27 protein-coding genes are annotated in these 24,754 nt (G+C 70.3%); 15 read left to right on the plus strand and 12 right to left on the minus strand.

All coding sequences use genetic code 11. The features are described 5' to 3' along the window. The first annotated feature begins 52 nt into the window (after nucleotides 1-52). A complete protein-coding gene (locus AB0N68_RS06410) occupies nucleotides 53-412 on the plus strand; it encodes an avidin-fold protein (RefSeq protein WP_292797011.1) in 360 nt (119 codons plus the stop codon). Between the two features lie 2 nt (nucleotides 413-414). Here AB0N68_RS06410 and AB0N68_RS06415 read toward each other — a convergent pair whose 3' ends face one another. After that, nucleotides 415-1,002, minus strand: coding sequence for an Lrp/AsnC family transcriptional regulator (locus AB0N68_RS06415; RefSeq protein ID WP_234024180.1), 588 nt, complete (start codon nucleotides 1,000-1,002; stop codon nucleotides 415-417). Between the two features lie 151 nt (nucleotides 1,003-1,153). Between AB0N68_RS06415 and AB0N68_RS06420 the strand changes: the two genes are divergently transcribed. From AB0N68_RS06420 to AB0N68_RS06440, 5 genes are read left to right on the plus strand one after another with little or no spacing between them, the layout of a single operon-like run. Continuing rightward, nucleotides 1,154-2,737 carry an ABC transporter substrate-binding protein gene (locus AB0N68_RS06420; RefSeq protein WP_292797014.1) on the plus strand — a complete coding sequence of 528 codons (1,584 nt, stop codon included), beginning with the start codon at nucleotides 1,154-1,156 and terminating at the stop codon, nucleotides 2,735-2,737. An 11-nt stretch (nucleotides 2,738-2,748) separates the two neighbouring features. Next, nucleotides 2,749-3,810, plus strand: a complete 1,062-nt coding sequence (locus AB0N68_RS06425; RefSeq protein WP_280567911.1) for an ABC transporter permease — start codon at nucleotides 2,749-2,751, stop codon at nucleotides 3,808-3,810. Then, complete coding sequence (locus AB0N68_RS06430; RefSeq protein ID WP_292797019.1) at nucleotides 3,807-4,718, plus strand: ABC transporter permease; 912 nt, start codon at nucleotides 3,807-3,809, stop codon at nucleotides 4,716-4,718. The genes AB0N68_RS06425 and AB0N68_RS06430 overlap by 4 nt, the downstream gene beginning before the upstream one ends. Further along, complete coding sequence (locus AB0N68_RS06435; RefSeq protein ID WP_187662748.1) at nucleotides 4,715-5,530, plus strand: ABC transporter ATP-binding protein; 816 nt, start codon at nucleotides 4,715-4,717, stop codon at nucleotides 5,528-5,530. The genes AB0N68_RS06430 and AB0N68_RS06435 overlap by 4 nt, the downstream gene beginning before the upstream one ends. Next, on the plus strand, nucleotides 5,523-6,362 hold the full coding sequence (locus AB0N68_RS06440) for an ABC transporter ATP-binding protein (protein WP_259952709.1): 840 nt from the start codon (nucleotides 5,523-5,525) through the stop codon (nucleotides 6,360-6,362). The genes AB0N68_RS06435 and AB0N68_RS06440 overlap by 8 nt, the downstream gene beginning before the upstream one ends. 33 nt (nucleotides 6,363-6,395) lie before the next feature. On the opposite strand, the gene AB0N68_RS06445 is transcribed toward AB0N68_RS06440, so the two are convergent. Both AB0N68_RS06445 and AB0N68_RS06450 read right to left on the minus strand, forming a co-directional pair. Then, the gene (locus tag AB0N68_RS06445; RefSeq protein WP_292797024.1) at nucleotides 6,396-6,635 is read right to left on the minus strand and encodes a DUF2283 domain-containing protein; all 240 of its coding nucleotides are present in this window, start codon (nucleotides 6,633-6,635) and stop codon (nucleotides 6,396-6,398) included. 89 nt (nucleotides 6,636-6,724) lie between these two features. After that, nucleotides 6,725-7,429 carry a hypothetical protein gene (locus tag AB0N68_RS06450; RefSeq protein ID WP_292797027.1) on the minus strand — a complete coding sequence of 235 codons (705 nt, stop codon included), beginning with the start codon at nucleotides 7,427-7,429 and terminating at the stop codon, nucleotides 6,725-6,727. A gap of 226 nt (nucleotides 7,430-7,655) precedes the next feature. On the opposite strand from AB0N68_RS06450, the gene rpsF reads away from it, so the two are divergent. The 4 genes from rpsF (at nucleotide 7,656) to rplI (ending at nucleotide 9,323) form a co-directional block, all read left to right on the plus strand. Then, nucleotides 7,656-8,024, plus strand: a complete 369-nt coding sequence (gene rpsF, locus AB0N68_RS06455) for a 30S ribosomal protein S6 (protein ID WP_021201450.1) — start codon at nucleotides 7,656-7,658, stop codon at nucleotides 8,022-8,024. Between the two features lie 5 nt (nucleotides 8,025-8,029). Then, nucleotides 8,030-8,533 carry a single-stranded DNA-binding protein gene (locus AB0N68_RS06460; RefSeq protein ID WP_025102815.1) on the plus strand — a complete coding sequence of 168 codons (504 nt, stop codon included), beginning with the start codon at nucleotides 8,030-8,032 and terminating at the stop codon, nucleotides 8,531-8,533. Between the two features lie 71 nt (nucleotides 8,534-8,604). Further along, nucleotides 8,605-8,859 (plus strand): 30S ribosomal protein S18, encoded by a 255-nt coding sequence (gene rpsR, locus AB0N68_RS06465; RefSeq protein WP_017829850.1) that lies wholly within the window; start codon nucleotides 8,605-8,607, stop codon nucleotides 8,857-8,859. An 11-nt stretch (nucleotides 8,860-8,870) separates the two neighbouring features. Further along, nucleotides 8,871-9,323: a 50S ribosomal protein L9 gene (gene rplI / locus AB0N68_RS06470; protein WP_187662744.1), complete on the plus strand. Its 453-nt coding sequence runs from the start codon at nucleotides 8,871-8,873 to the stop codon at nucleotides 9,321-9,323. A gap of 80 nt (nucleotides 9,324-9,403) precedes the next feature. Here the strand turns inward: rplI and AB0N68_RS06475 are convergent, their stop codons facing one another. Next, complete coding sequence (locus AB0N68_RS06475; RefSeq protein ID WP_292797032.1) at nucleotides 9,404-11,098, minus strand: S1 family peptidase; 1,695 nt, start codon at nucleotides 11,096-11,098, stop codon at nucleotides 9,404-9,406. Between the two features lie 87 nt (nucleotides 11,099-11,185). Here AB0N68_RS06475 and AB0N68_RS06480 point away from each other — a divergent pair, with 87 nt between their 5' ends. Continuing rightward, complete coding sequence (locus tag AB0N68_RS06480) at nucleotides 11,186-13,312, plus strand: CapA family protein (protein WP_313366489.1); 2,127 nt, start codon at nucleotides 11,186-11,188, stop codon at nucleotides 13,310-13,312. A 16-nt stretch (nucleotides 13,313-13,328) separates the two neighbouring features. Beyond that, nucleotides 13,329-13,694 carry a cupin domain-containing protein gene (locus AB0N68_RS06485; RefSeq protein ID WP_062637798.1) on the plus strand — a complete coding sequence of 122 codons (366 nt, stop codon included), beginning with the start codon at nucleotides 13,329-13,331 and terminating at the stop codon, nucleotides 13,692-13,694. 201 nt (nucleotides 13,695-13,895) lie between these two features. On the opposite strand, the gene AB0N68_RS06490 is transcribed toward AB0N68_RS06485, so the two are convergent. Both AB0N68_RS06490 and AB0N68_RS06495 read right to left on the minus strand, forming a co-directional pair. After that, the gene (locus AB0N68_RS06490) at nucleotides 13,896-15,590 is read right to left on the minus strand and encodes a beta strand repeat-containing protein (RefSeq protein WP_363332357.1); all 1,695 of its coding nucleotides are present in this window, start codon (nucleotides 15,588-15,590) and stop codon (nucleotides 13,896-13,898) included. Between the two features lie 102 nt (nucleotides 15,591-15,692). Then, nucleotides 15,693-16,757, minus strand: coding sequence for a hypothetical protein (locus AB0N68_RS06495; protein WP_292795818.1), 1,065 nt, complete (start codon nucleotides 16,755-16,757; stop codon nucleotides 15,693-15,695). Nucleotides 16,758-17,275: 518 nt separating this feature from the next. Between AB0N68_RS06495 and dnaB the strand changes: the two genes are divergently transcribed. After that, nucleotides 17,276-18,649, plus strand: coding sequence for a replicative DNA helicase (dnaB, locus tag AB0N68_RS06500; RefSeq protein ID WP_268776890.1), 1,374 nt, complete (start codon nucleotides 17,276-17,278; stop codon nucleotides 18,647-18,649). A gap of 9 nt (nucleotides 18,650-18,658) precedes the next feature. On the opposite strand, the gene AB0N68_RS06505 is transcribed toward dnaB, so the two are convergent. Then, nucleotides 18,659-19,291, minus strand: a complete 633-nt coding sequence (locus AB0N68_RS06505; RefSeq protein WP_292795815.1) for a winged helix-turn-helix transcriptional regulator — start codon at nucleotides 19,289-19,291, stop codon at nucleotides 18,659-18,661. Between the two features lie 91 nt (nucleotides 19,292-19,382). Here AB0N68_RS06505 and AB0N68_RS06510 point away from each other — a divergent pair, with 91 nt between their 5' ends. Next, nucleotides 19,383-19,859 carry a hypothetical protein gene (locus AB0N68_RS06510; protein WP_187662737.1) on the plus strand — a complete coding sequence of 159 codons (477 nt, stop codon included), beginning with the start codon at nucleotides 19,383-19,385 and terminating at the stop codon, nucleotides 19,857-19,859. On the opposite strand, the gene AB0N68_RS06515 is transcribed toward AB0N68_RS06510, so the two are convergent. Next, nucleotides 19,856-20,461 (minus strand): TetR/AcrR family transcriptional regulator, encoded by a 606-nt coding sequence (locus AB0N68_RS06515; RefSeq protein ID WP_187662736.1) that lies wholly within the window; start codon nucleotides 20,459-20,461, stop codon nucleotides 19,856-19,858. The genes AB0N68_RS06510 and AB0N68_RS06515 overlap by 4 nt on opposite strands. Before the next feature lie 32 nt (nucleotides 20,462-20,493). On the opposite strand from AB0N68_RS06515, the gene AB0N68_RS06520 reads away from it, so the two are divergent. Continuing rightward, nucleotides 20,494-21,483 (plus strand): DMT family transporter, encoded by a 990-nt coding sequence (locus tag AB0N68_RS06520; RefSeq protein ID WP_363332360.1) that lies wholly within the window; start codon nucleotides 20,494-20,496, stop codon nucleotides 21,481-21,483. Here the strand turns inward: AB0N68_RS06520 and AB0N68_RS06525 are convergent. From AB0N68_RS06525 to AB0N68_RS06540, 4 genes are all read right to left on the minus strand, one after another. Beyond that, nucleotides 21,423-21,650, minus strand: coding sequence for an RNA-binding S4 domain-containing protein (locus AB0N68_RS06525; protein WP_187662734.1), 228 nt, complete (start codon nucleotides 21,648-21,650; stop codon nucleotides 21,423-21,425). The two genes, AB0N68_RS06520 and AB0N68_RS06525, sit on opposite strands and share 61 nt — an antisense overlap. A gap of 28 nt (nucleotides 21,651-21,678) precedes the next feature. Next, nucleotides 21,679-22,578, minus strand: coding sequence for a hypothetical protein (locus AB0N68_RS06530; protein ID WP_292795803.1), 900 nt, complete (start codon nucleotides 22,576-22,578; stop codon nucleotides 21,679-21,681). A 170-nt stretch (nucleotides 22,579-22,748) separates the two neighbouring features. Further along, the gene (locus AB0N68_RS06535; protein WP_187662733.1) at nucleotides 22,749-24,074 is read right to left on the minus strand and encodes a sensor histidine kinase; all 1,326 of its coding nucleotides are present in this window, start codon (nucleotides 24,072-24,074) and stop codon (nucleotides 22,749-22,751) included. Further along, a complete protein-coding gene (locus AB0N68_RS06540) occupies nucleotides 24,067-24,744 on the minus strand; it encodes a response regulator transcription factor (RefSeq protein WP_187662732.1) in 678 nt (225 codons plus the stop codon). The genes AB0N68_RS06535 and AB0N68_RS06540 overlap by 8 nt, the downstream gene beginning before the upstream one ends. Nucleotides 24,745-24,754 lie beyond the last annotated feature (10 nt).

Consider the following 24,754-nt stretch of genomic DNA (forward strand, 5'->3'; position numbering starts at 1 on the left):
CGGCCGTGTCCGACGACGCGAGCCGCGGCCGTCGATCCCTCATAATCGAGGGGTGACTGCCACCGCGATCCTCCCCTCCCTCGACGGCCGACGCTTCCGCATGGTCTCGTCCACGACCTCCGCCGTCGACCCCGACGCCCCCAGCGTCTTCGAGTACTTCGAACGCGACGGCGCGATCTGGGGCGGGTACGAGGGCGACACGGTCACCTTCGGGAAGTTCGTGGGCACGCGTACCGGCGACACGATCTGGGTCTCGTTCGTCCATGTGCTCAAGGCCGACGGCACCGTCGTCACCGGCGACGGCGAGAGCGAGTTGGAGCTCACCGACGACGGCCGCATCCGTCTGGTCGAGCACTACGAGATGCACGGACTCCCGCAGCTCAGTGTCGTCGAGGAGATCCCGGCCGCCTGACCTCAGCGCGGCGGGAGCGCATCCCGACCGGGGGAGGCCGGCGTCCACCGGGTCATCCCCAGCGGGACCTCGGTCTGCCGCTCCGGCAGGTCGCCGGGCAGCAGGTAGGGCCGCCGGATCACTTCGTCGAGCACGACGACGCTGACCACGGTCCGCACCTCCGGAAGCTGCGCGATGACCCCCGTCGAGAATTCATGCACGCCGCTCACGTCGACGGCGCGGATGAGCAGCATCGCGTCGTGCTCCCCGGTCGTGATGGCGCACCATTCCACGTCCGGCATCTCGATGATGCGCTCCCGGAACGAGGCCCAGGCCTGCGGCATCACCGTGACGAAGACGAGCGCCCCGATCGACAGCCCGGCCTTCGCCTGATCCACGCGCGCGCTGAACCCCGTGATGACGCCGTCGTGCACGAGCGACTCGACCCGCGTGTACGCACTGGCCCGCGAGATGCCGACCTTCTCGGCCAGCGCGGCGATCGAGACGCGACCGTTATCGCGCAGCACATCGAGGATTCTGTACGCCGTCTCATCCAAAGGGGCGGCACTTCGTCCAGATTGCTTCGACGGATCCGCGTCCTTGCTGGACATATTGCTCCTCACATCCGAGGTTCTCGACAATGCGTGCCTGTGTGACGCGCACTTGCTGGACACATCGTCGCATATGATGCGAATCTGATCCCCGGTCGTCCACATCGGTGGCGACCGGACCCGAATGTACTCCTCGCCCTTGGAGGCCCTGATGTCGTCACGCCGTATCACGCCGGTCATCGCGCTCGGAGCCGTCGCGCTCCTGGCGCTCGCAGGTTGCTCGGGAGGGAACTCGGCGAACAACTCCGAGTCGTCCCAGGGCTCCGACTCCCTCGTCATCGACACCGCGTTCTCGGTCGAGACGACCGACCCCGGTCACACCTACGACCCGACCGGCAACATGATCGCGAAGGCGCTGTACGAGACCCTCGTCGACTTCGAGGGCTCCGACGTCTCGACCCCGGTCCCTGGCCTGGCGTCGTGGGAGCAGAACGACGAGGCGACGGAGTTCACCTTCACGCTCGACGGCGACCGCGTGTTCTCCGACGGCTCGCCCATCGAGGCGAAGGACGTCGTGTTCTCGCTGCAGCGCATCCAGGGCATGGCAGACGCCAAGCCCAACTTCCTGCTCGGCGGCCTGACGATCGAGGAGGTCGACGACAAGACCATCCGGTTCACCTCGGAGACCCCGCTGCTGCAGCTCCCCGCGATCCTCGCGAACCCGGCGCTCGGCATCGTCAACGCCGACGTCGTCATGGAGAACGGCGGGACCACCGACGGCTCCGACAGCGCCCAGGGCTTCCTCGACGGCGAGTCCGCCGGATCCGGCCCCTTCGTGCTGGACACGCTCGACCTCAGCTCGCAGGTCGTCCTCACCCGCAACGACGAGTACAACGGCGACGAGGAGTCGGCCTACAGCCGCGTCGTCGTGCGCAACGTCTCGGAGAGCGCGACCCAGCTCGCCAACCTCAAGGGTGGCGACTCGATGGTCGCGATGGACCTCAACGGCGACCAGGTCGCGGGCCTCGGCGACGACATCAGCGTCGACTCGGTCCCTTCCGGTCAGACCATCTTCCTGCTGCTCAACCAGGGCGAGGCCGGCGGTGACCTCGCGAACGTGAAGATCGCGGAGGCCATCCGCTACGCGCTCGACTACGACGCGCTGCTCGAGCTCGCGGGCGCGGGTGCCGTGCAGGCGACCGGCGTCATCCCGCCCGGGTTCGAGGGTGCCCTCGACAGCGGCGTGGAGCAGGACCTCGACAAGGCGAAGGCCGCGCTGGAGGAGGCCGGCTACACCGGTCAGACCCTCAAGCTCCAGTTCCCGAACGACTACCCGGTCGGCGGCGTGGAGTTCACGCCGCTCGCAGAGCGCATCCAGGCGCAGCTCGAGGACGCCGGCATCGCCGTCGACCTCGCTCCTGCACCGTTCGCGACCGAGCTCGACGCGTACGTCAACGGCACCGAGGGCTTCGGCCTCTGGTTCTGGGGTCCGGACTACGCCGACTCCGCGAACTTCCTGCCCTTCGCGCCCGGTCTGAAGGTCGGCCTCCGCGCCGGCTGGGCGGCCGAGGCGAACCCGGAGATCGCGGGCATCGCCGCCGGTGCGGCCGCCGCGACCGACGCCGAGCAGCGCACCGAGGCCTTCACGGAGTTCGCCGAGGCCATGCAGGCCGAGGGCCCGTTCGTGCCGCTGATCGTCCCCGGTCGCAACATCTCCTCCGCCTCCAGCGTGTCCGGCGCCGTCTACAACTCCGTGTGGGAGATGGACATCGCCGAGATCACGCCCGCCGGCTGATCGGACGACTCATGACGACAGTGGCCGTGCAGAGGCAGGCGCAGCGGCGCCGCTCGCCTCTCGTCGGGTACCTGCTGCGGCGGGCCGGGACCTCCCTGCTCCTGTTGGTGGGCGTGACCATCGTCACGTTCGCGCTCACCAACCTGGTGCCGGGAGACCCGGTCTCGGCCGCGCTCGGCGAGGGCGCGTCGCAGAACCCCGCGACGCGCGAGGCGTTCATCACGGCGAACGGTCTCGACCAGCCACTGTTCGTGCAGTACTTCATCTATATGGGGAACCTGCTCCGCGGGGACCTCGGCACGTCGCTGGTGACCGGACGCCCGGTCACCAGCGACCTCGCCACCGCCGTGCCCGCGACGATCGAGATCGCGATCAGCGCGATCATCGTCAGCCTCGCGGTCAGCGTCGTGCTCGGCACGCTCGCCGCCTACCGCCGCGGACTCGTCACCGACCAGGTCATCCGCGTCGTCACGCTCGTCGGGCTCAGCGTCCCGACCTTCTGGCTCGCGCTGGTCAGCTTCTACGTGTTCTTCCTGGAGCTGCGCATCGCGCCGGGCTCCGGACGCATCTCGCCGTCGATCACCCCGCCGCCCCGTGTGACCGGGCTCTACACGGTCGACTACCTCCTCAACGGCGACGCGGTGGGCTTCTTCGACGCCCTCGCGCACCTCGCGCTGCCGGTCATGGTGCTCTCGCTCGTGACCATCGGTCTGCTGACCCGCTTCATCCGCACCTCGGTGCTGGAGGTCCTCGGCAGCGACTACGTGCGGGCAGCCCGTGCCAAGGGCCTGCCGGCGATGCGCGTCATCCTCGACTACGTGCTGCGGGGCGCCTCGCTGCCGATCCTCACCGTGGTCGGCGTGGCCTTCGGAGCCCTGCTCTCTGGAACCGTGCTCGTCGAGTCGGTGTTCGCCTGGCCGGGGCTGGGCACGTACGCCTACAACTCCGCCGCGAACCTCGACCTGCCCGGCATCATGGGCGTGGGCCTCGTGGTCGGCGTCATCTACCTCCTCATCAACTTCATCGTGGACCTGCTCTACGGCGTGCTCGACCCGAGAGTGAGGATCGCATGAGCCGCATCGCCGCAGCGACCCCCGCCGGACGCTTCCGCTTCCGCTGGCCGCGCGCCTGGCGCACCCCGCTCGGCATCATCGGCACCGTCATCGCCGGTGCGTGGATCATCGTCGCCTTCACCGCGCAGTGGTGGGTGCCCTACCCGCCGAACGCGCAGGTGCTGCCCCGTCTGCAGCCGCCGGGCATCGACACGATCCTCGGTACCGACGGCAACGGCCGCGACATCTTCTCCCGGTTGATGACCGGCGCGACCGTGAGTCTGCCGCTCGCGCTCATGCTCGTGATCGCCGCCCTCATCATCGGCACCCTCGTCGGCGCGGTCGCCGGGTACTTCGGGCGCGCCGTCGACGAGACGCTCATGCGCATCACGGACCTGTTCATGGCGTTCCCGACCGTGATCCTCGCGATGGTGGTCGCGGCCTCGCTCGGCCCCTCGCTGTTCAACGCCGTCATCGCCGCGATCGTGGTCTCGTGGCCGCAGTACGCCCGCGTCACCCGCAGCATCGTGCTCGGTCTCCGCGGACAGAACTACGTGATCGCGGGACGCCTGCTCGGACACTCGCCGGTGCGCACCCTGTTCGTCGACATCCTCCCGAACATCGCCGGCCCGGTCCTGGTGCTCGCGACACTCGACATCGGCGCGGCGATCCTGCTGCTCTCCGGCCTCTCCTTCCTCGGCCTGGGGGCGCAGCCGCCGACGGCCGAGTGGGGGTCGATGATCTCCGGTGCGATGCAGAACTTCGACGCCTGGTGGCTCGGAGTCTTCCCCGGTCTCGCGATCCTCACGGTGGTGCTCGCGTTCAACTTCCTCGGAGACGCGATGCGCGACGTGCTCGACCCGACCGCCGAGATCGCCCACGAGAAGCAGGCGGAGCACACGGCTTCCGCGACGGGGGTGCCCGCATGACCGCGCACAGCACGGCGACGCTGAGCATCCGCGACCTCACGATCGACATCGGCCGTCCGCTGGTCAAGGGCGTGTCCCTGGAACTCGAACCGGGGCGCATCCACGGCCTCGCGGGGGAGTCCGGCTCCGGCAAGACGCTCACCTCCCTCGCCGTGCTCGGCCTGCTGCCGCGACAGGCGAAGACCGGCGGCTCGATCCTGCTCGCGGGGGAGGAGCTCGTCGGTCGCAACCGCCGGGGGCTCAACCGCATCCGCGGGAAGCGCATCGCGATGGTCTTCCAGGATCCGTCGGCCTCGCTGCACCCGCAGCTTCCGGTCGGTCGGCAGCTCACCGATCACATGCGCGTGCATCTCGGGCTCAAGGGCGCCGCTGCGCGCGAGCGGGCGGTGGAGCTGCTCCAGACCGTGCAGGTGCCGAATCCGGCCGAGGCGTTGAAGCGGTATCCGCACCAGTTCTCCGGCGGGCAGCGGCAGCGCATCGCGATCGCGTGCGCCCTCGCGTGCGATCCGGAGGTGCTGCTCGCGGACGAGCCGACGACCGCCCTCGACGTGACGGTGCAGGCCGGCATCCTGAAGCTGCTGCGCGACCTCGCGATCGAGCGGAACCTCGCCGTCCTGCTCGTGACTCACGACCTGGGCGTGATGAGCGCGATCGCCGACACGGTCGCCGTCATGAAGGACGGTCGCATCGTGGAGCTCGCCGACCGGGAGACGCTGTTCCGCGCCCCGCAGCACGAGTACACGCGCATGCTGCTCGCGGCCCTGCCGGGGTCGCGCATCGATGAGAGCCCGGAGGAGGCCGCGGATGAGTGAGGTCAGCGTCCTCGACGCGCGCGACGTGGTGGTGCGGTATCCGGGCACCCCGCCCGTGATCGCGGTGAACGGCGTCTCGCTGAGTGTCGCGGCGGGAGAGACGGTCGCCCTCGTGGGCGAGTCCGGCAGCGGCAAGTCGAGCCTGGCCCGCGCTGTCGTCGGCATCGAGAAGACCGCCGGCGGGACGGTGTCGTTCCGCGGAGCCCCCGTCGCGCCGCTGGGGATCCGTCGTCGTGACACGGCGCTCACGGGCATCCAGATGGTCTTCCAGGACCCGGCGACCTCGCTGAATCCGCGCCGGCGGATCGGCGACCAGATCTCCGACGGCATCGCGACCGCCCGCGCGCGCGGTGCCGCCGGTTCCACCGTGGAGGAGTGGCTGGAGCGGGTCGGACTGCCCGCTGAGGTGCGCACCCGCTTCCCGCATCAGTTCTCCGGCGGCCAGAAGCAGCGCATCGCGATCGCACGAGCGCTCGCCGCGCGGCCCTCGCTGCTCGTCGCCGATGAGCCGATCTCCGCGCTCGACGCGTCCACCCAGACGAGTGTCGCGGGGCTCATGCGCGACCTCGTGGCCGAGTCCGGCGCCGGGATGCTCTTCATCTCCCACGACCTCGCCGTCGTGCGCCGCATCGCCGACCGCACGTTCGTGATGTTCGGCGGGAGGGTGCTCGAATCAGGGCCGACCGCTGAGCTCTGGGCGGCGCCGCGGCACCCCTACACGCAGGCGCTGCTCGCCGCGATCCCGGAGCCCGACGGCACCGGCCGCATCCCCGATGCCCCCTCCGCCGACGACCGCGCGGTCTGGGCCGAGGTGCCTCCCGTCGCCTACTGACGCCGGACACGGCGGGGCGGACCCGATGCTCCGTCAGGGAGATTCGTCGGAGATGCGCTGAGCCCGATCGAGGTCTTCGACCCGGAGGAGCTTCGACGCCTGAAGGATCTCGACGCCGAGAAGATGCCCGTCGGCGTCGAAATCGAGGATGATCTCCCCGGCGCCGTGCGGGTTGCGTATCTCCGGTACCTGCGCGGCGGATTCGCCCGCGTGGAGCTCACGTCCGACCGGGAGGTACGCAGCATCCGCTTCGGGGTCATATCTGAGGTGCATCAACGGCCTCCGCTCGTTCCTCCGCCACCGGTCCTGGTGACGGCGAAGGGCCGGAGCATGCACCCCGGCCCTTCGCGTGTCTCGTCCGATCAGAGCGGCGCGACGATGTCCTGCTTCACGTCCCACTCGGTGATCTCGAGCGCGACGTCGACCGACTGCCCCTGGACGGTCGCGGAGCTGGTCGAGGCGAGGTTGACGTAGTCCTCGGTGATCTCGAACACGACCTCGACGGGCGTGCCCGCCTGCTCGACGGTGCCGCTGACGAGGTAGACCTTCTGGCCGAGGCGCTCGCCGGTGCCGGTCACGGTGAAGTCACCCGTGATGGCCTTCGCCGTCTCGGCGGGGTCCATCGCGGTGACGTCCTTCGCGGTGGTGCTGAGGCCCGCGATGATCGGGTCGCTCGACGACGGGTCGGCGGTCTGCCAGTCGCTCGACGGCGACTTCACCCAGACGTCGTCGCCGATCGCGACGATCGAGCCCATCGGGGAGAGCGACTCCAGCGCCTTCTCGGACGGGTTGAAGCGCGTGGTGGACTCCATGCCCATCACGACGGTCTTGGCGGCGTAGCCGGCAGTGTCGGTCATGGCCTCGGCGATGCAGGCGCCGAGGGCAGAGCCGTCGACGGTGGCGCCGTCGGTGAGCTCGGGGCAGTCGGTGGACGGCGCTTCGGCCTCCTGCGACGCAGCCCCGCTCGGCTTCGACTCGGCCGGCTTGTCCGACGCTCCCGCCGAGCATCCGGTGAGCATGACGGCGGCGGCGAGCACGACGCCGACCCCCCACTTGTTGACGCGCATGGCGCCCCCCTCCAGGTCACGTGCCGATGACCGTCACCAGGCACGCCCTCCAGCATGCCAAGGACCGAGCGGATGTGCGGGAGGCGGTTCCGAGGAAACTCCGCTAGACTGTCGAGGTTGTCTGCCTTGCGGCGTCCATTCGGGATTCCACGGGCGGGCACGTGCACACACCCTCCTGCTCCCGGGAAAGCCCCGAGAGCCGTTCTAGTCCGAAGGAGGTGGGTAAGTGACGCACCAGTACGAACTCATGGTCATTCTGACCCCCGAGATCGACGAGCGCCAGGTCGCCCCGACGCTCGACAAGTTCCTGAAGGTCATCACCAACGATGGTGGCTCTATCGAGAACGTCGACATCTGGGGCAAGCGCCGTCTCGCCTACGAGATCCAGAAGAAGACCGAGGGCATCTACGCCGTCGTCAACTTCACCGCGACCAGCGCCGCCACGCAGGAGCTCGACCGTCAGCTCAAGCTGAACGAGCAGATCATGCGCACCAAGGTGCTCCGCGCTGAAGAGGCTCAGGCGATGATCGCTTCCGAGGCCAAGCGCTCCGAAGAGAAGGCTGCCCGCAAGGCCGCCAAGGCTGCGAAGGCCTAAGTCTCATGGCCGGCGAAACCGTCATCACCGTGGTGGGCAACCTCACCGCCGACCCCGAGCTGCGCTACACGCAGAACGGGCTGCCGGTGGCGAACTTCACCATCGCATCGACGCCTCGCAACTTCGACCGTGCCGCGAACGAGTGGAAGGACGGCGAAGCGCTGTTCCTCCGCGCCTCGGTGTGGCGTGAGTTCGCCGAGCACGTGGCGGGCTCGCTCACCAAGGGCATGCGCGTGATCGCGCAGGGTCGTCTGCGCCAGCGTTCCTACCAGGACCGCGAGGGCAACCAGCGCACCGCGATCGAGCTGGAGGTCGACGAGATCGGCCCCTCGCTGCGGTATGCGACCGCGCAGGTCACCCGTGCGGCCTCGGGCGGTGGCGGCGGGGGACAGTCCCGTCCCGCGCAGCAGCAGCAGGTGTCGGAGGAGCCGTGGTCCACGCCCGGCTCGTCGACCAGCGCCGACGCCTGGAGCACTCCGGGCAGCTTCGGCGACGACACCCCCTTCTGAAAACACTTCTTCACGGGTGGGTCCCTGAGCTTGTCGAAGGGCCGCACCCCGCTCATCACTAAGGAAAAACTATGGCTGGAAAGTCGAGCGGCGACCGCCGCAAGCCGCGGAAGGGTGGCAAGCCCACCGCTCCCGCGAAGTCCATCCGGGTCGGTGTCATCGATTACAAGGATGTCGCCACCCTTCGCAAGTTCGTCTCGGAGCGCGGCAAGATCCGCGCCCGTCGTATCACCGGTGTCTCGGTGCAGGAGCAGCGTCTGATCGCCACGGCGATCAAGAACGCGCGCGAAATGGCGCTCCTGCCCTACGCTGGCGCCGGCCGGTAAGGGGTATCGAGATGGCAAAGCTGATTCTCACGAACGAGGTCGCCGGGCTCGGTAGCGCCGGTGACGTGGTCGAGGTCAAGAACGGGTACGCCCGCAACTTCCTCATCCCGCAGGGCTTCGCTACGGCGTGGACCCGCGGTGGCGAAAAGCAGGTCGCATCGATCCAGGCCGCGCGTCAGGCACGCGCGATCCACGACCGCGACGAGGCTGTGGCTCTGAAGAACACCCTCGAGGGCACCAAGGTGCGCCTCGCGGTGAAGGCCGGCAAGGAAGGCCGTCTGTTCGGCTCGGTGAAGACCGCCGACGTCGCAGAGGCCGTCACGGCTGCGGGCCTCGGCTCGATCGACAAGCGCAAGGTGCACATCACCTCGCCCATCAAGGCGACCGGCGAGCACGAGGCGACCGTGCGTCTGCACGAGGACGTCACTGCCGTCATCACGCTGCAGGTCGTCGCCGCCAAGTAAGGCGCCCGACGGGCCCTGCCTGTCGAACAGAACGCCCCCTGTCCTCCGGGACAGGGGGCGTTTCTGCGTCCGGGCGCGGGTCAGGCGGTGGGGGTGCTGCCTGATTCCATCGTCTGGTCGATGAGGTGACGCCTCCGTCGACGCTGCGCGACGAGCGCCCACGCCAACGCCACGATGCCGAGGCCGAACACCGCACCGCCGACGAGGAGCGGGACGTTCAGCGGCTCCTCGCCACGGGCAGCGGCGGCGAGGGTGCACCCGGGAGCGTCCACGTCGAACACCGAACCGGCCGCGATGCAGTCGTTCAGCACGGTGACCTGACGGGCATAGGCCTGATCGGTGTGGACGCTGATCTTCCCGTCCGCCCCCACCTCGCACGGGTTGTCCTCCGTGCACTTCTCCCCGTCGGTGTTGCTCGAACTGTTCACCCCGACGATGGTCTTCCCGTCGGCGGCGACGAGGGCTGCCCCGGAGGTGCCGTGGTAGGTCTCGCAGTCCTCGCCCTTCGCCAGTCGCAGCGAGTCGTAGAGCTCATACTCGCCTTCGCGCAGGGTGGGGACGACCGTCTCGACGGTGCAGGTGAGGCCCTCATCCGCCTGGAGGGTGACCACGTCTCCGATCTTCGGCGGCGCGGCGGCGATGTCCAGGACGGTGACGCCCTGCGATTCGAGGTCGGCGTAGGAGGCGTCGAGCCGATAGAGCGCGAGATCGGTGCCGGTCATGGTGGCGAACAGCAGCCGCTCGGTCCTCGACGTGGTCAGGAGGTACCCCTTCTCGTCCTTGAACGGGACCGAGGAGTCCGATGATCGGTCGAGCTCGAATGCTCCAGGCTGCGGGATGTCTCGAGACGGATCCACGGCCGGGGTGCAGTGCCCGTTGGTGAGGAGGAGGGCATGGTCCTCGTCCGTCGACGCCGCGGCTCTGACGATGGAGGACGCGCAGGGCCCGACGCCCGGGTAGCCGGCGAGGGGGTCATGGGGCACGACGTCATCAGGAATCGACTCGTACGTCGACATGACGGTCCGGATCCAGTCGGCGTGCGCGGTCACGTCGGTGAAGAGGCCGCTGACCTCCGGGTTCTGGTCTTCGCTGCCGGTGAGTATGCCGGCGAGGGCCCACCCTCCGTTCACGCGGACGAGCAGCGGCCCCCCGGAGTCTGCGTTTCCGGTCTTGCCGTCGCCGTCGCCGGCGCACATCTCGCTGGCTCGTTCGATGGTGGGGCAGTCGGCGTTGTCGAGGACTCGCGCGTCGAACTCCTTCAGCATCGTCGGGTAGTGGGATTGTTCGCCCGGACTCGCGTCATTACCCCAACCGAGAAAACGCACCGCCGTGCCGACCTTCGGCCGCGCCGACGCGAGAGGGATCGGCGTCTGCGACACCGGCTCGTCGAAGCGCAACAGCATGAGGTCTTCACCGAGCACGGGCTCGGTACCCTCGGGGAGGCGGAAGAACCGGCTCACCGTGGCGACCTCACCGCCTTCCGTCACGTCGGCGGAACCGAACTGGACCGTCCACCCCTTCGGCGTTCCCGTGCTGACGAGGTTGTTCTTGCGGCAGTGCGCGGCGGTGAGGCCCCAGTGCGCGTCGATCAGGGTGACGCCGCAGCCGTTGCCTCCCGGCCCCGGCGTCTTCGGGTAGCCGGGCTTGTAGGCGCCCATGAAGGGGTAGGACTCCGTCGCGTCGCTGCCGTCGCTGATCGCGAGCGCGGGCGTGGTGCCCGCGAGGACCAGGAGCGGGGCGAGCACGGCGGCGACGAGGTATCTGATGCGTGTCATGCGAAGGACCGTACGGACGGGGATGTTGCAGGACTGTCGCCGGATTCGCATACGCTCTCGCAACATCCGGTGGGGTGGGCTGGTGTCATGACCGCAGCGACGACATCGCGCGCGCCCTGGGGCGATGCCGCGAAGGGGCTGCTGATCGTCCTCGTGGTGTTCTGGCACGTCGTGCTGAAGACCTACCTGCAGGTCGACTGGCGGCTCGGCATCCCCCTTCCCGGAGCCTGGGGTCTCGCGAGCGACCTCATCTGGCCGTTCCTCATGCCGCTGTTCCTGTTCCTGTCCGGATACTTCGCCTCCGCAGCGTTGGCTCGACCGTGGGCGGCCGTGCTCCGTCCGCGCGTGGGCCGCTTCCTCTACCTCTATCTCCTCTGGAGCCTCATCCATGCCGCCGCGATGTGGGCGTTCCCCGACTTCCCGACGTTCGTACCGAGGAGTGTCTCCGCGTTCGTGGAGGGGGTGACGATCAGCCCGCCGAACACCTGGTACCTCTACGCCCTCGCGCTGTACTTCGTCGTCGCGAAGGGATTGCAGCGACTGCCGCGCGGCGTCCTGCTGGCGGGTTCCGGAGTCCTCTCGGTGGCGGTGGCCGCCGGGCTGGTCGATGTGGTGAGCAACCGCGGATCGCTCCTCTACAACCTCTTCTTCTTCCTCGGAGGTGCGTACCTCGCACCGCGCATCCGTCGCTTCACCGCTCGTCCGCGACCAGCACTCGCCGGGGCCCTGATCCTCGGGTACCTCGCCGCCTACGCCGTCATGCGCGTGACGGGTACGGAGACCGTTCCCGGGGTGTGGCCGGCGGTGTCCGTCCTCGGGGTGGCGATGGGACTCGCGGTCGCCCCGATCCTCGCGGGCCTCCCTCTGGTCGGGCGGGGCCTGCAGGCGCTCGGCGTCCGGACCCTGCCGATCTACCTCCTGCACATGCCGCTGCTCGCGCTCGCCGACGCCGCGCTCGGGGGAGTGCTGTCCGAGGCGGGGCAGGCGGTGCAGCTGATCGCGGCCGTCCTGCTCCCGGTCGTGCTCACGGCGGCTCTCGTCGCCGCGTGCATCGGCCTCGATCGCCTCACCGCTCGCGATGGACTCGCCTGGCTGTGGGATCTGCCTCGTCGGCGGGCCGCGGTCGACGGCGCGCCTCGCAGAGTCCCCTGGCGGACCCCGGTCGCGATGCTGGCACTGCTGGGGGTCGGCCTCGCCGTCAGCGCGGCAGCGGCGATTCCCGCGCGGCCGGCCGCGACCGCCGACCGCGCCGCCACCAACGAGGGCGAGGTCAGCATCGGCGCCGTCGGCGACATCCTGCTGTACGACGCGTCGCGCGGGATCCCGGTGGATCGCGGACGATCGACCTTCGACGCCGTGCGCCCGTGGTTCACCGAAGACATCGTCACCGGCAACCTCGAGCAGGTGATCGCGGCCGACACCGGCGTCGACAAGTGCGGCGGGAGCGACCACTGCCTCGCGTTCCGCAGCGAGCCGGATGCCGCTGCGGCGCTGCGCGGCTTCGACGTGCTCAATCAGGCGAACAACCACAGTCACGACTTCGGCCGGGAGGGCGTCGACGAGACGAGGGCCGTTCTGCGCGCGGAGGGCATGGACGCCGTCGGGGACCGGAACGAGGTCGTCGTGACGAGGGTGGGGGAGACCACCGTGGCCCTGGTCGGCTTCGCGCCGTACAGGGGATTCAACCGGGTCACCGACCTCCGTCACGTCGGTCAGGTGGTGCGCGCGGCGGCGGAGCAGGCCGATCTCGTCGTCGTCCACGCGCACATGGGCGCCGAGGGACCGGAGGCGGACGCGGTCACCGGGGGGACCGAGCTCAGCTTCGGGGAGAACCGGGGCGATCCGCAGGCGTTCGCGCACGCGGCCGTCGACGCCGGGGCCGATCTGGTGGTCGGGCACGGTCCGCACGTCGTCCGGGGTGCGGAGTTCTACCGTGGCCGGCTCATCGCGTACAGCCTGGGCAACTTCGCGGGAGGGGGCGTCTTCGGGGCCGAGGAGGAGACGCGCTTCGGCGCCTACCTGTCGGTCCGTCTCCGCGCAGACGGAACGTATCTCGGCGGACAGGTCCGCTCGATCGTCTTGGAGGCCGACGGCGGCGCCCCGGCGCCCGATCCGACCGGTCGGGCCGGCGCCCTGATGGACGAGCGCGGCCGACGGGACTTCCCGGGCAGTGCCGCCGTCGTCGACGCCGACGGGTTGATCGCCCCGCCGTGAGGATAGGCTGCTGGCCATGACGGACGACGTTCGCAATGTGCACGAGGCCCTGTCCACCATCCACGAGCACTGGCAGCCGCACCGGCTGACGAGCGTCAACGACTACGACGTCAAGGTCGTGAAGCTGCAGGGCGAGTTCGTCTGGCACACGCATCCCGAGACCGACGAGCTGTTCTTCGTGGTGAGCGGGCGCCTGACGATCCAGCTCCGCGACCGCGACGTCGTCCTGAACCCGAACGACGTGTTCGTCGTTCCTCGGGGGGTCGAGCATTGCCCGAAAGCCGAGGAAGAGGTGCAGGCGATCCTCTTCGAGCCGAAGGGCACGGTCAATACCGGAGACGCAGGCGGCGACATGACGGCGGAGCTCCAGGAGCTCGGCTAACCACCACATCCCGCGCGCTTCGCCGAACGGGCGCACGGATGCCCCGCGGTGGGGGGACCACGGGGCATCCGCCGTTTGCGCGACGGTCACGCTCGGCAGAGGAAGCGCAGCGAGGGCTGCACCGCACGGGCGGACGCTGCCGCGCACCGGCGGGGGCGAGTCTCCTCCCCCGAGGACATCGCCACCGCCGGGGCTCAGCGCCTACGCCGTGCGACGGCGCAGCAGGCCCGCACCTCCCAGCAGCAGGAGAGCGGCGAGGGCCCACAGCCACGGGGCCGAGGCGCCACCGGTCATCGCGAGACCGGTGGCCTCACCCGTCGCGGCGGCACCCGCAGCCCACGGCATGCTGGTCATGCCGGCTCCAGTGCTCGGCGTCGTTCCCGGGTTCGCTCCGGGGTCGGTTACGGGGTTGGTGCCGGGGTCCGTTCCGGGGTCGGTGCCCGGGTCCGTTCCGGGATCAGTGCCCGGGTCCGTGCCCGGATCGGTGCCGGGGTTCGTGCCGGGATCGGTCACCGTGCTCTCGCCGACGACGGAGATCGCGTTCCCGCCGATCGTGATGGGAAGCGTCACCGGGAGCTCCAGCTGAGTCCCGCCGAGGACGCTGTCGTCACCGCCGGTGGTGCTTCCTCCGGTCGCGGGTGCGGTCGGGGACGTGGCGCCGCCGGTGGTGCCGGTGACGGTGGCGTCGTCGGTGACGGAGATGGCGTTGCCGGTGACGCCGATGGGGGCGGTCACGGGCGCGACCACCTGGGTGCCGCCGAGGATGCTGTCGTCACCGCCGGTGGTGCTGCCTCCGGTCGCGGGTGCGGTCGGGGCCGTGGCGCCGCCGGTGGTGCCGGTGGCCTCGCTGTCGCCGAGGAGCGAGATGGCGTTGCCGCCGACGGTGACCGGGGCCGTCACCGGCGCGACGACCTGGGTGCCGCTCGCGGTGCCGTCCTCGCCCGAGGTGCTCGACCCGGCCGCGGGCGCAGCCGGTGCCGGGCTGGTGCCGCCGGAGGTGCCGGTGGCCTCGCTGTCGCCGAGGAGCGAGATGGCGTTGCCGCCGACGGTGACAGGCGCCGTCACGGGTGCCACGGCCTGCGTGCCCCCGAGGATGCTGTCGTCACCGCCGGTGGTGCTGCCTCCGGCCGCGGGTGCGGTCGGGGCCGCGGTGCCGCCGGTGGTGCCGGTGGCCTCGCTGTCGCCGAGGAGCGAGATGGCGTTGCCGCTCACGGTGACGGGGGCCGTCACCGGGGCGACGACCTGGGTGCCGCTCGCGGTGCCGTCCTCGCCCGAGGTGCTCGACCCGGTCGCCGGGGCAGGCGCCGGTGCTGCGGCGCTCTCTCCCTCAGCGGCCGACTCGGAGTCACCGAGCAGCGAGATGGCGTTGTCGGACACGGTCACCGGGGCGTTGACCGCCACCAGAGCCTGCGTGCCCGAGAGCACGCCATCCAGGCCGTCCGTGTCGAGGGAGAGCACCCCGGCCGCGTCAGGGGCCTGGGGAGCCGCGCTCTGGGGAGGAGCGGCGGCCGGGGTGCTGGTCGTGGAGTCTTCGGTGAGGCTGATCGCGTTGTCCGTCACCGTGACGGGGAGGTTCACGGTCACCACGGCTTGGGTGCCGGATGCGGTGCCCTCCTCGCCGCTCGTCTGCGGAGCGGGGGCGGACGCCGGTGCGGGAGCCGGAGCAGGGGCGGGAGCCGGGGCCGGAGCCGGCGCGGTGGATGCCGCGTCGCCGAGCACGGAGATCGCGTTGTCGACGACCGTGATCGGGGCGGTGATGGGCGCTACTGCCTGGGTGCCGGAGAGGAAGCCGTCGTCTCCGGATGTCTCGGCCGCATTGGCGGCCGTCGCGCCGAGCAGGGTGATCCCGCCGGCGATGAGCGTGCCCCAGAGGACGCGCTTCGCGTAGGTACGCATGATGGTTCTCCTGACGTGACTGGTCTGTCTGATGGGATGCGCGCGAGGAAGTGCGCGCGCAGCACGGCATCTGTCATCCCGGTGGGATGACGCGACAGTCCGTCAGTCAGGCGAGACGTCGGTGTCGGCGACGGGTGCGCCCGGAAGGGCGTCGTCCCGTGCGCCGGCGGCCCGCTCCCAGGCACGGAGCGGGGTCGCGCCGATTTCGCTGAGGCGAGCGGGGGCGCTGGCGGAACCTCCGGCCGAGGTGGCGGAGGAAGAGGCGGGGGCGGTCGGAGCGGCCGGAGGAGCACCGAACGGCACCGGAGCGGTGTCACCGGCACCGGCGTCCGAGGAGTCGGGTGCGGAGACCGGACCTGCGAAGGAAGCCACGGTGCGGAGCACAGAGTCCTGGCCCGTGCTCGGCGAGGCCGACGGTGCGGAAGCAGGCTCGGGAAGCGCGGCGATGTCCTCGCGCACAGGGGGGACGCCCATGGGGACGGAGCCCTCCGGGGTCTGCGGTGCAGCCGGCTCATGTGGCGTGAGCACCTCGACGACCGGCGGAACGGTCTCTTCGACGACGCCGCCGATCAGGCTGGTCGTGCCGTCGACGACACCGACGACGTTCTCGACCAGGTCGATGGCGCCGGAGTCCACGACGATGCCGCCGACCAGCGGAAGGCCGCCGACGAGGTCGAGCACGGGCGCGGTGATCTGCGAGACCGGTGCAGAGCCGAGCACGTCGGTCACGGGCTCGACGACCGTCTCGGTGGTCTCGGCGACCGCCTCGAGCACCGGAGCCGCAGTGTCTCCGACGACCGGGACCTGCGTCACCGTTTCGGTAACCGTCTCGACGACGGCGGGAGCCGCCTCCTGGACGGGAGCAACGGTGTGGGTCACGACCGGCGCGACGACCTCCTGCACGACGGGGGCCACGACCTCCTGGACCACCGGCGTCGCCACCTGCTTCACCACCGGAGCCACGACGTTGTTCACGACCGGCTTCGTCACGGCGGTGACCGTCTCCGACACGACGGAGGTGAGGCCGTCGAGCGGACCCTTCGGCTCCTCGGCCGCATGCGCGGAGCCCCCACCGGTGAGGACGGTCAGGGCCGCCCAGGCGAGCACGCCGACGCCACCCCAGAGGACGGCGTGGGGTACGCCGCGTCGGGTGGTCCGAGCGTCCACGTGGTCCTCCCCCTCCGAAAGGTCTACGGGGTGTGTCGATGGGAGGGAGAATACTCGCGCACCCCCTCTCTGTCCAGGGGCGTTTACATCCGATTCGTCTCGTGTCAGATCGTGACGCGCCCGGCGGATTTCCGGCTTGACTTTCCCCAGGTTCTACACATGCCCCCTCCCGAGGGGAAACCTTCAACGCGCAATTTAAACTCGTTTTCATCCACAGGCTGGGGAAACGATTTATGCCTGGTCGGCTGGTAGAAAAAACTTCGCTCTTCACACCGTCCACCGGGTTATCCACACCCGTTCTGCACAGACACTCCGAGATTGTCCGCACGCTGTCCACATGGTTATCCACAGGCCGTGTTGCACCGTGTGGAGACCGCTCATAGCGTGGTCGAGCGACCGAATGTCGGGGGCACCTGCTTGTCTGGGGATGGCCGCCGCGCGGCCGCGGTCCCCCGCACCGGCATCCGCGGATGCGAGCGCGGGGCCCGCCTCAGAACCGTCGCATCGAAGGGAACACAGTGTCGATCGCCGACATCTCCGCGGAGCGCCTGGGAGGGCAGCGTCCGCCCGAGCGCACCCCTCCGCACGACCTCCTCGCCGAGCAGAGCGCCCTGGGCGGCATGCTCCTGTCGAAGGACGCCGTCGCCGATGTGATCGAGACGCTCAAGGGCGCCGACTTCTACATCCCGAAGCACGAGCTCATCTTCGAGGCCATCCTCTCCCTCTACTCCCACGGTGAGCCGACCGACGTCGTCGCCGTCACCGACGAGCTCATCAAGACCGGTGAGCTGAACAAGGCGGGCGGCGCGGACTACCTGCACACCCTTACGTCGATCGTCCCGACCGCGGCCAACGCCGGCTACTACGCGGGCATCGTCTCCGAGCGAGCGATCCTCCGCCGCCTCGTCGACGCCGGGACGCGCATCGTCCAGCTCGGCTACGACGGCCAGGGCGACGCGACCGACATCGTCAACAACGCGCAGGCGGAGATCTACTCGGTCACCGGCTCGGAGACGGCCGAGGACTACGTACCGCTCACCGTCGCGGTCGATGCCGCCGTCGAGGAGATCGAGGCGGCCAACGGCCGCGATGGTTCCATGACCGGCATCCCCACCGGCTTCCGCGAGCTCGACGAGCTCACCAACGGCCTGCACGGCGGCCAGATGATCGTCGTCGCCGCGCGACCCGCGATGGGTAAGTCCACGCTCGCCCTCGACTTCGCCCGTGCGGCCTCGATCGGGCACGACTTCCCCTCGATCTTCTTCTCGCTCGAGATGGGCAAGAGCGAGATCGCGATGCGTCTGCTCAGCGCCGAGGGGGCGATCCCGCTGCAGAACATGCGCAAGGGAACGCTCGACCCGCGGGACTGGACGACGGTCGCCGCCACCCGCGGCCGCATCAACGACGCCCCGCTCTACATCGACGACAGCCCGAACATGACGCTCGTCGAGATCCGGGCGAAGTGCCGGCGGCTGAAGCAGCGGGCCGGTCTGCGGATGGTCATCATCGACTATCTCCAGCTCATGACATCCGGCAAGCGCGTCGAGTCCCGTCAGCAGGAGGTCTCGGAGTTCTCCCGAAGCCTCAAGCTCATCGCCAAGGAGCTGCAGGTGCCGGTCATCGCGCTGTCGCAGCTGAACCGTGGTCCCGAGCAGCGACAGGACAAGAAGCCCGCCATCAGCGACCTGCGAGAGTCCGGATCGATCGAGCAGGACGCCGACATGGTCATCCTCTTGCACCGCGACTCGGTCTACGACAAGGACGTCCGTCCCGGCGAGGCCGACCTCATCGTGGCCAAGCACCGTAACGGTCCGACCGCGACCATCACGGTCGCCTTCCAGGGGCACTACTCTCGGTTCGCCGACATGGCGCCGGGCGGCGACTTCAACTGAGCCGCGGCATCAGCGTCCTGCGTCGGACGCCGACTCCTCGCGGAGGCTGAGCCGGACGTGGCAGGAGTGGGACGTCGTGAACGGGATCACGCGTTCGATCTCCACGGGGCCGCCCGCTCTCGCCAGCACCGACTTCATGAGTTCCTCGTGCACCCGGCAGACCACGGTCTGGTCATCGGTCAGCAGCGTGTGGAAGCGGCAGGGGGAGAGGTCGACGGTCATCGCCTTCTCGTCGATGTCCGGCTGCAGGCCCACGTCGTCGAGGTGGTGGAACAGCGCATCGAGCTGATGCGTCGCGGCCTCCGGGAGCCCGGATCGCGTCGCCGGGAGCACCGCGCGCATGAGGTCGCCGTGACGGATCGCCTCCTGGACCCGCCGCTCCTCGATCTCATTCGGCTCGCTCGGCAACACGGGGGAGAAGCGCAGCCGCGGCCGTCCGCGCCGACCGGTGTGCTCCACCTCGGACCGGGCGAGTCCCTCGCCTTCGAGCACGCGAAGGTGGTCGCGCAGCGTGTTCACGTGGAGGCCCATGCGGAGGGAGAGCTCGGCGAGGCCGATTCCCGGAGTGTCCATCAAGGCGGCGAGAACCCGCAGCCGGCTGCTCTGCATGAGCCCGCGGTAGGCGTCGGTAGGATGTGGCATGTTACCCATTATCCCCTGCGCGCCGAGCGAGGGGCCGATTTCCACGGCCAGGTCTGGCGACGGCGGCGACCGGTCCGGTTAGCCTGAGGCCATGACGGGTGGACGCACGGTGACCGCGCTGCGCCTGCTCCTGCCCGCATTCCTGCTCGGGGCGATCGTCGCGATCTCATTCCTGGAGGCGCCGTTGAAGTTCCTGGCTCCCGGAATCACGATCCCGCTGGGGCTCGGCATCGGTCGCCTCGTCTTCACCGCCCTCAATGTCCTCGCGGGAGCGGTGCTCCTCGTGTTGACCGCGGTCAGCATCCGCGCCAGGGCCGGACGTCCCTCGGCGCTGCTGCTCGGCGGGCTGTGGCTGGCGTTCCTCGTCGAGGTGATCGTCATCCGCCCGATCCTCAATCGGCGCAGCGATCTCGTCATCGCAGGGCAGGAGGCTCCGGGAACCGATGGCGCGCACTACGCCTACATCGTCGCGGACGTGACGATGGTCGTGCTGCTCGTGGCCCTTCTCGTGGTCACGGTGCGCGCTGTGCTGCCGCCGCGCGCGTCCTTGCCGACGACCGACGTCTAGGACGCGTCGGACGGTGTGGACTCCAGGATCCGCCGCGCGCTGTCGCGAGCGGTGACGAACGGTTCGGCGAAGGTCCCCATGCCGACGGTGACGATGGCCCCTTCATAGAGGAGCATGAGCGTCGCCGCGAGACGTTCCGGATCGCGGAAGCCCGCCTCATCGCAGAGCTCTGCGAACACCGCGAGCAGCCACTCCTTCTCGCGACGGGCCTCGGCGAGCACCAGCGGGGCATCCCCGGGGCCGTCGATCTCGGCACGCGCGTTGATGGCGCTGCATCCCTTGGTGCTGTTGTCGGGCACCCAGGCTAGGGCTGCGTCGAAGATCGCGAGCACACGGGCAGGCCCCGGCTCCGGCACCCGCGCGAGGTGGGCCGCGACGTGATCGCGCCAGCGGGCGTCCCGGTGCTGCAGGTACGACACGACGAGCGCTTCCTTCGATCCGAAGCGGTCGTACAGCGTCTTCTTCGTGACGCCGGCGGCCGCGGCGATGGTGTCGACTCCGATGGCGTGGATGCCGCGCTCGTAGAAGAGGTCGGAGGCGGCGTCGAGCACGCGGCGTGCTCCCGGGGTCAATGGGGGGAGTTCCGGGACGGGGATCGACATGCGCCGAGTATACCAACCTGTATAGTGGGCGGATGAGTAAACAGATCGGTATACTCGGGCGCCTCCTCACCGTCGGTGCCGCGGTGGCTTTCGTCCTCACGTGGAGCTCGGGATTCCTCATCCCCGCGGTCGCCACCGCGGACGTCGACCCGCTGACGCTCCTGGTCTGGCGGTTCACGCCGCTCGCCGTCGTGCTCGTGGTCCTCGTCGCGGTGTCCGGTGCGGCGAGGGGGATTACCGGTCGCGAACTCGGCGTCCAGGCGCTCGTCGGATCGCTCGCCCAGTTCGGATACTGCGCCGCTGTGTACGCCGCCGTCGCCGCAGGCATCGCCACCGGCACCGTCGCGCTGATCGATGCCGTCCAGCCGCTGCTCGTCGCCGTGCTGGTCGGTCCGGTGCTGGGCCTCCGCGTACGCGGCGCTCAGGTCGCGGGGCTGGTGATCGGGGCGGTGGGGGTGCTGCTCGTCGTCCAGTCGCAGTTCGGCGCCGGCCGCGCGCCGCTCGTCGCCTACCTGCTTCCGGCGACGGCGATGGTCTGCCTCGTGATCGGCACGCTGGTGCAGCGGCGGACGGCCGTGCGCACGGGGGTGCTGCTGACCCTGACCATCCACGTGAGCGTGACCGCCGTGCTGCTCCTCGTCATCGGCGCGCTCGCCGGGGCACTCGTGCCGCCGGCTCGACCGTCGTTCTGGATCGCCGTGGTCCTGACCGCGGTCTTCCCTACGCTCGGCGCCTACGGACTGTACTGGTGGCTGCTGCGCCGGGTCGGCATCACCGCGCTGCAGGCCCTGCTCTTCCTCGTCGCCCCGGCGACCGCGATCGGCGGGGCGCTGCTGCTCGGCGAGCCCCTCACCGCGATCACGCTCGGCGGGTTCGCGCTGTGCGGGGCCGGGGTGACCGCCGTGCTCGTGAGCGAGGCGCGGAATCGGGGCCAGGAGGAGGACGGCTCCGCGGTGCCGAGTCAGGGCCGGACGCGCACCGCCCGGCCCTCGAAGGTCACCACATCGCCATCGCGGAGCTGACGCCCGCGGCGCCGGTCCACGTCGCCGTTCACGGTGACGTAGCCGTCGATGATGACCTCTTTCGCGTCGCCGCCCGAATCGAGCAGGCCCGCGAACTTGAGGAACTGCCCGAGGCGGATGACCTCGCCGCCGATGGAGACCTCGTCGATCGGATCGGAGTTCGTCATCCTTGCATGCTAGCCGTCGGGCCGACCGTCACTCGTCGACGTCGGTGCCCACGACCGCGAACGAGGCATCGAAGGAGATGTCGATCGAGCGGTTGTCCGTCGTCAGGACGGAGGCGTCGTAGGGGCTCACGTCGTCGGAGTCCACGTCGAGGTCGGTGATCATCCCCTCGGCCTCGGCGAGAGCGGCATCGACGAGCGTGCGGATGGTCTCCTCGTCGAGCGTGAGAGTCGGACCCTGGTCGTCGCCGTCCGCAGCGTCTGTCGACACCACGGTCGCGGCGAGCTCGTCGTCGACGCGCACCTCGGTCTCGTCCCCAGCGGACGTGGTGAGCTGCACCTCCCACGTCCCGTCGCGCTTCGCGTCGATCGAGGTGACCTCGCCCTCCGCGGCGTCCTGGGCGGCGGCGGCGATCGCGAGGAGCTCGTCGACGTCGTCGGTGCCGATGCCGGTCACCGGGCCGCGGTCGCCCCGGTCTCCGCTCGGGCGCGCGTCGTCGTCGCCGCGGTGGTCTCCGCGCGGGCCGTGGTCGCCCTCGTGTCGGGGGCCCTCCATGGCGGGACGGTCGTCGTCGTCACCGAACTCGTCGCCGATCGCGGCACCCACTGCCACGCCTCCGCCGGCGAGCAGCACCGCGGCCGCGATCCCGCCGCCGATCAGGAGTGCACGCTTGCGTCCGGGCTTGGCGGGGGTCGCTGCGGCGGCCGGTGCCTCCGGCGCGCCGTTCGGCGTCGCGGCAGGATCGGTGGTCGGCGCGACCGGCACCGTCGGGTCGTCGGCGTTCGCGTTCGTGCCGGGGCCGGCGGGGGAGCCCTGTCCGGCGGTGTGGTCCTGGCCCGCGTTCGGGACGGCGGATGCCGAGTCGGGTCCGGAGGCGCGGTTCTCGTCCGGCGTGGGGTTCTGGTCGGAAGCAGGAGTCTTGTCGTTCATGTCTCGATGGTCTCCCGACGCCGCTGAAGCCACCCTGAAGCCTCCTGAAGCCCCGTTCAGGAACCGATATCCCGGGCACGATTTCGGAGCTCGGCGACGACACGCCGTCCGGGAGGAGGTCATGGCCGGGGTGTCGTGGGCGATCTCCGAAGCTGTGCCCGGGGGCGGGGTCAGGAGAGAGGGCCGGCCGAGGGGAGGGTGACGGTGAAGCGGGCGCCGCCCCACCGGGAGGCGTCCACCGCGATCGCGCCGTGGGCGGCGGTGGCGATACCCTGGGCGATCGCGAGACCGAGCCCGCTGCCTCCCGCGTCGCGGCTGCGGGCCTCGTCGAGCCGGACGAAGCGCTCGAAGATGCGGTCCCGCTCCTCCGGCGGGATGCCGGCGCCGTCATCTTCGACCGTGAGGACGACGTGCGGCGGCCGTGACTCCACCCCGATCGCCACGCGGCCGTTGCTGTGCCGGGCGGCGTTGTCCGCGAGGTTCCGCAGCAGCTGGCCCAGCAGGCGGGGATCGCCGGCAGTGCGGGCCGCGCGGATGCCGGACCCGTCGACGTCGAGCCCGGCAGCCCGCAGCCGACGCACCTCCGCGAGGGCCAGGTCGTCCAGGTCGACCGGTTCGGTGCTCCCGGTGACACCCTCGTCGAGGCGGGCGAGGAGCAGCAGCGACTCCACGATGCCCTGCAGCCGCAGCCCCTCCTCGGCCACCACCTCGGCGAGCTCGTCGATGCTCGTCACCTCCGGGTGCGCCTGGGCGAGCTCCGCGTGCTGACGGATCGTCGCCAGGGGAGACCGCAGTTCGTGCGAGGCGTCGGAGACGAAGCGGCGCTGCGCGGTCGCCGCCGCGTCGAGCCGGTCGAGCATCCCGTTCATCGTCACGGCGAGGGAGTGGATCTCATCCGCCGTGTCGGGAACCGGCACCCGATGATCGAGCCGCTCGGCGGTGATGCCCTCGACCTCCTGGCGGATCCGGGTGACCGGCCGCAGCGCACGCCCGGTGACGAGCCAGGTGGTGACGGCCACGAGCAGCAGCAGCGCGGGGACGGCGATCACGAGCAGCGTCGCCACGGTGGCCAGGGTCTCCGCGTCCTCGTCCATCGGCACCGCGAGGACGAGGGTCTGGTCGCCCTCGACGTCGTCGGACACCACGACCATGGGTTCCCCGTCGATGCGGACCACCTGCGGATCGTCGTCCACGGGCAGCGGGGTGGCGCCGAGCGCATCGGCAGCCTCCTCGCTGGACGCCCGCACCGATCCGTCTCGTCCGAGCAGCTGCACGAGGTCGTCGTCGAGCTGGTCGGGGCCACGCCGGCCCGGACCGTCGAACCGGCTGACGAGCTCCTCCAGCCGCTGCTCCGCCGCGCGTTCGGTGCTGCCGTGGATGCTCGCGCTCAGCACCCCGTAGAAGGAGAAGGCACCGAGGAGCAGCGCGACCGCGACGACCAGGGTGGCACCCAGGGTCGTCCGGCCGCGGACCGACCGCCAGAGCCGCCTAGCCACCGTTCGCCGCCAGCCGGTAGCCCGCACCGCGGATGGTCTCGATCGCCTCGCGCCCGAACGGCTTGTCGACCTTGCGGCGGAGGTGGCCGACGTAGACCTCGACGATGTTCGGGTCGCCGTCGAAGTCGTCGTCCCAGACGCCGGCCAGCAGGTCGCGCTTCGACAGCACCTGCCCCCGGTGCCGCATCAGGTGCTCGAGCACAGCGAACTCGCGCGCCGTCAGGGTGATCGGGGCCTCGCCGCGCCAGACGTGGTGTCCCGCGGGATCCAGTCGCAGGTCGCCGGCCTCGAGGATCGTCGGTCGCGCCACGGCGCCGCGCCGCACGAGTGCCCGGAGTCGGGCCACGAGGATCGCGAACGAGAAGGGCTTGGTGACGTAGTCGTCGGCGCCGCTCTCCAGCGCCTCCACCTGATCCCACTCGCCGTCCTTGGCGGTGAGCATCAGCACGGGGGTCCAGTTCTCCTCGGCGCGCAGGGCCTCGCAGACCTTCCACCCGCTCATGCCGGGCATCATCAGGTCGAGCACGATGGCGTCGTACCGGGTCTCGCGGGCCCGCCACAGGCCGTCGACGCCGTTGTGGGCGACGTCGACCGCGAAGCCCTCCGCCTCGAGTCCGCGGCGCACGCCTTCGGCCAGACGCACCTCGTCGTCCACCACCAGGATCCGCATCCCCCCAGTG

The sequence above is a fragment of the Microbacterium meiriae genome (assembly GCF_040685015.1).
In the GTDB taxonomy this organism is placed as follows: domain Bacteria; phylum Actinomycetota; class Actinomycetes; order Actinomycetales; family Microbacteriaceae; genus Microbacterium; species Microbacterium meiriae.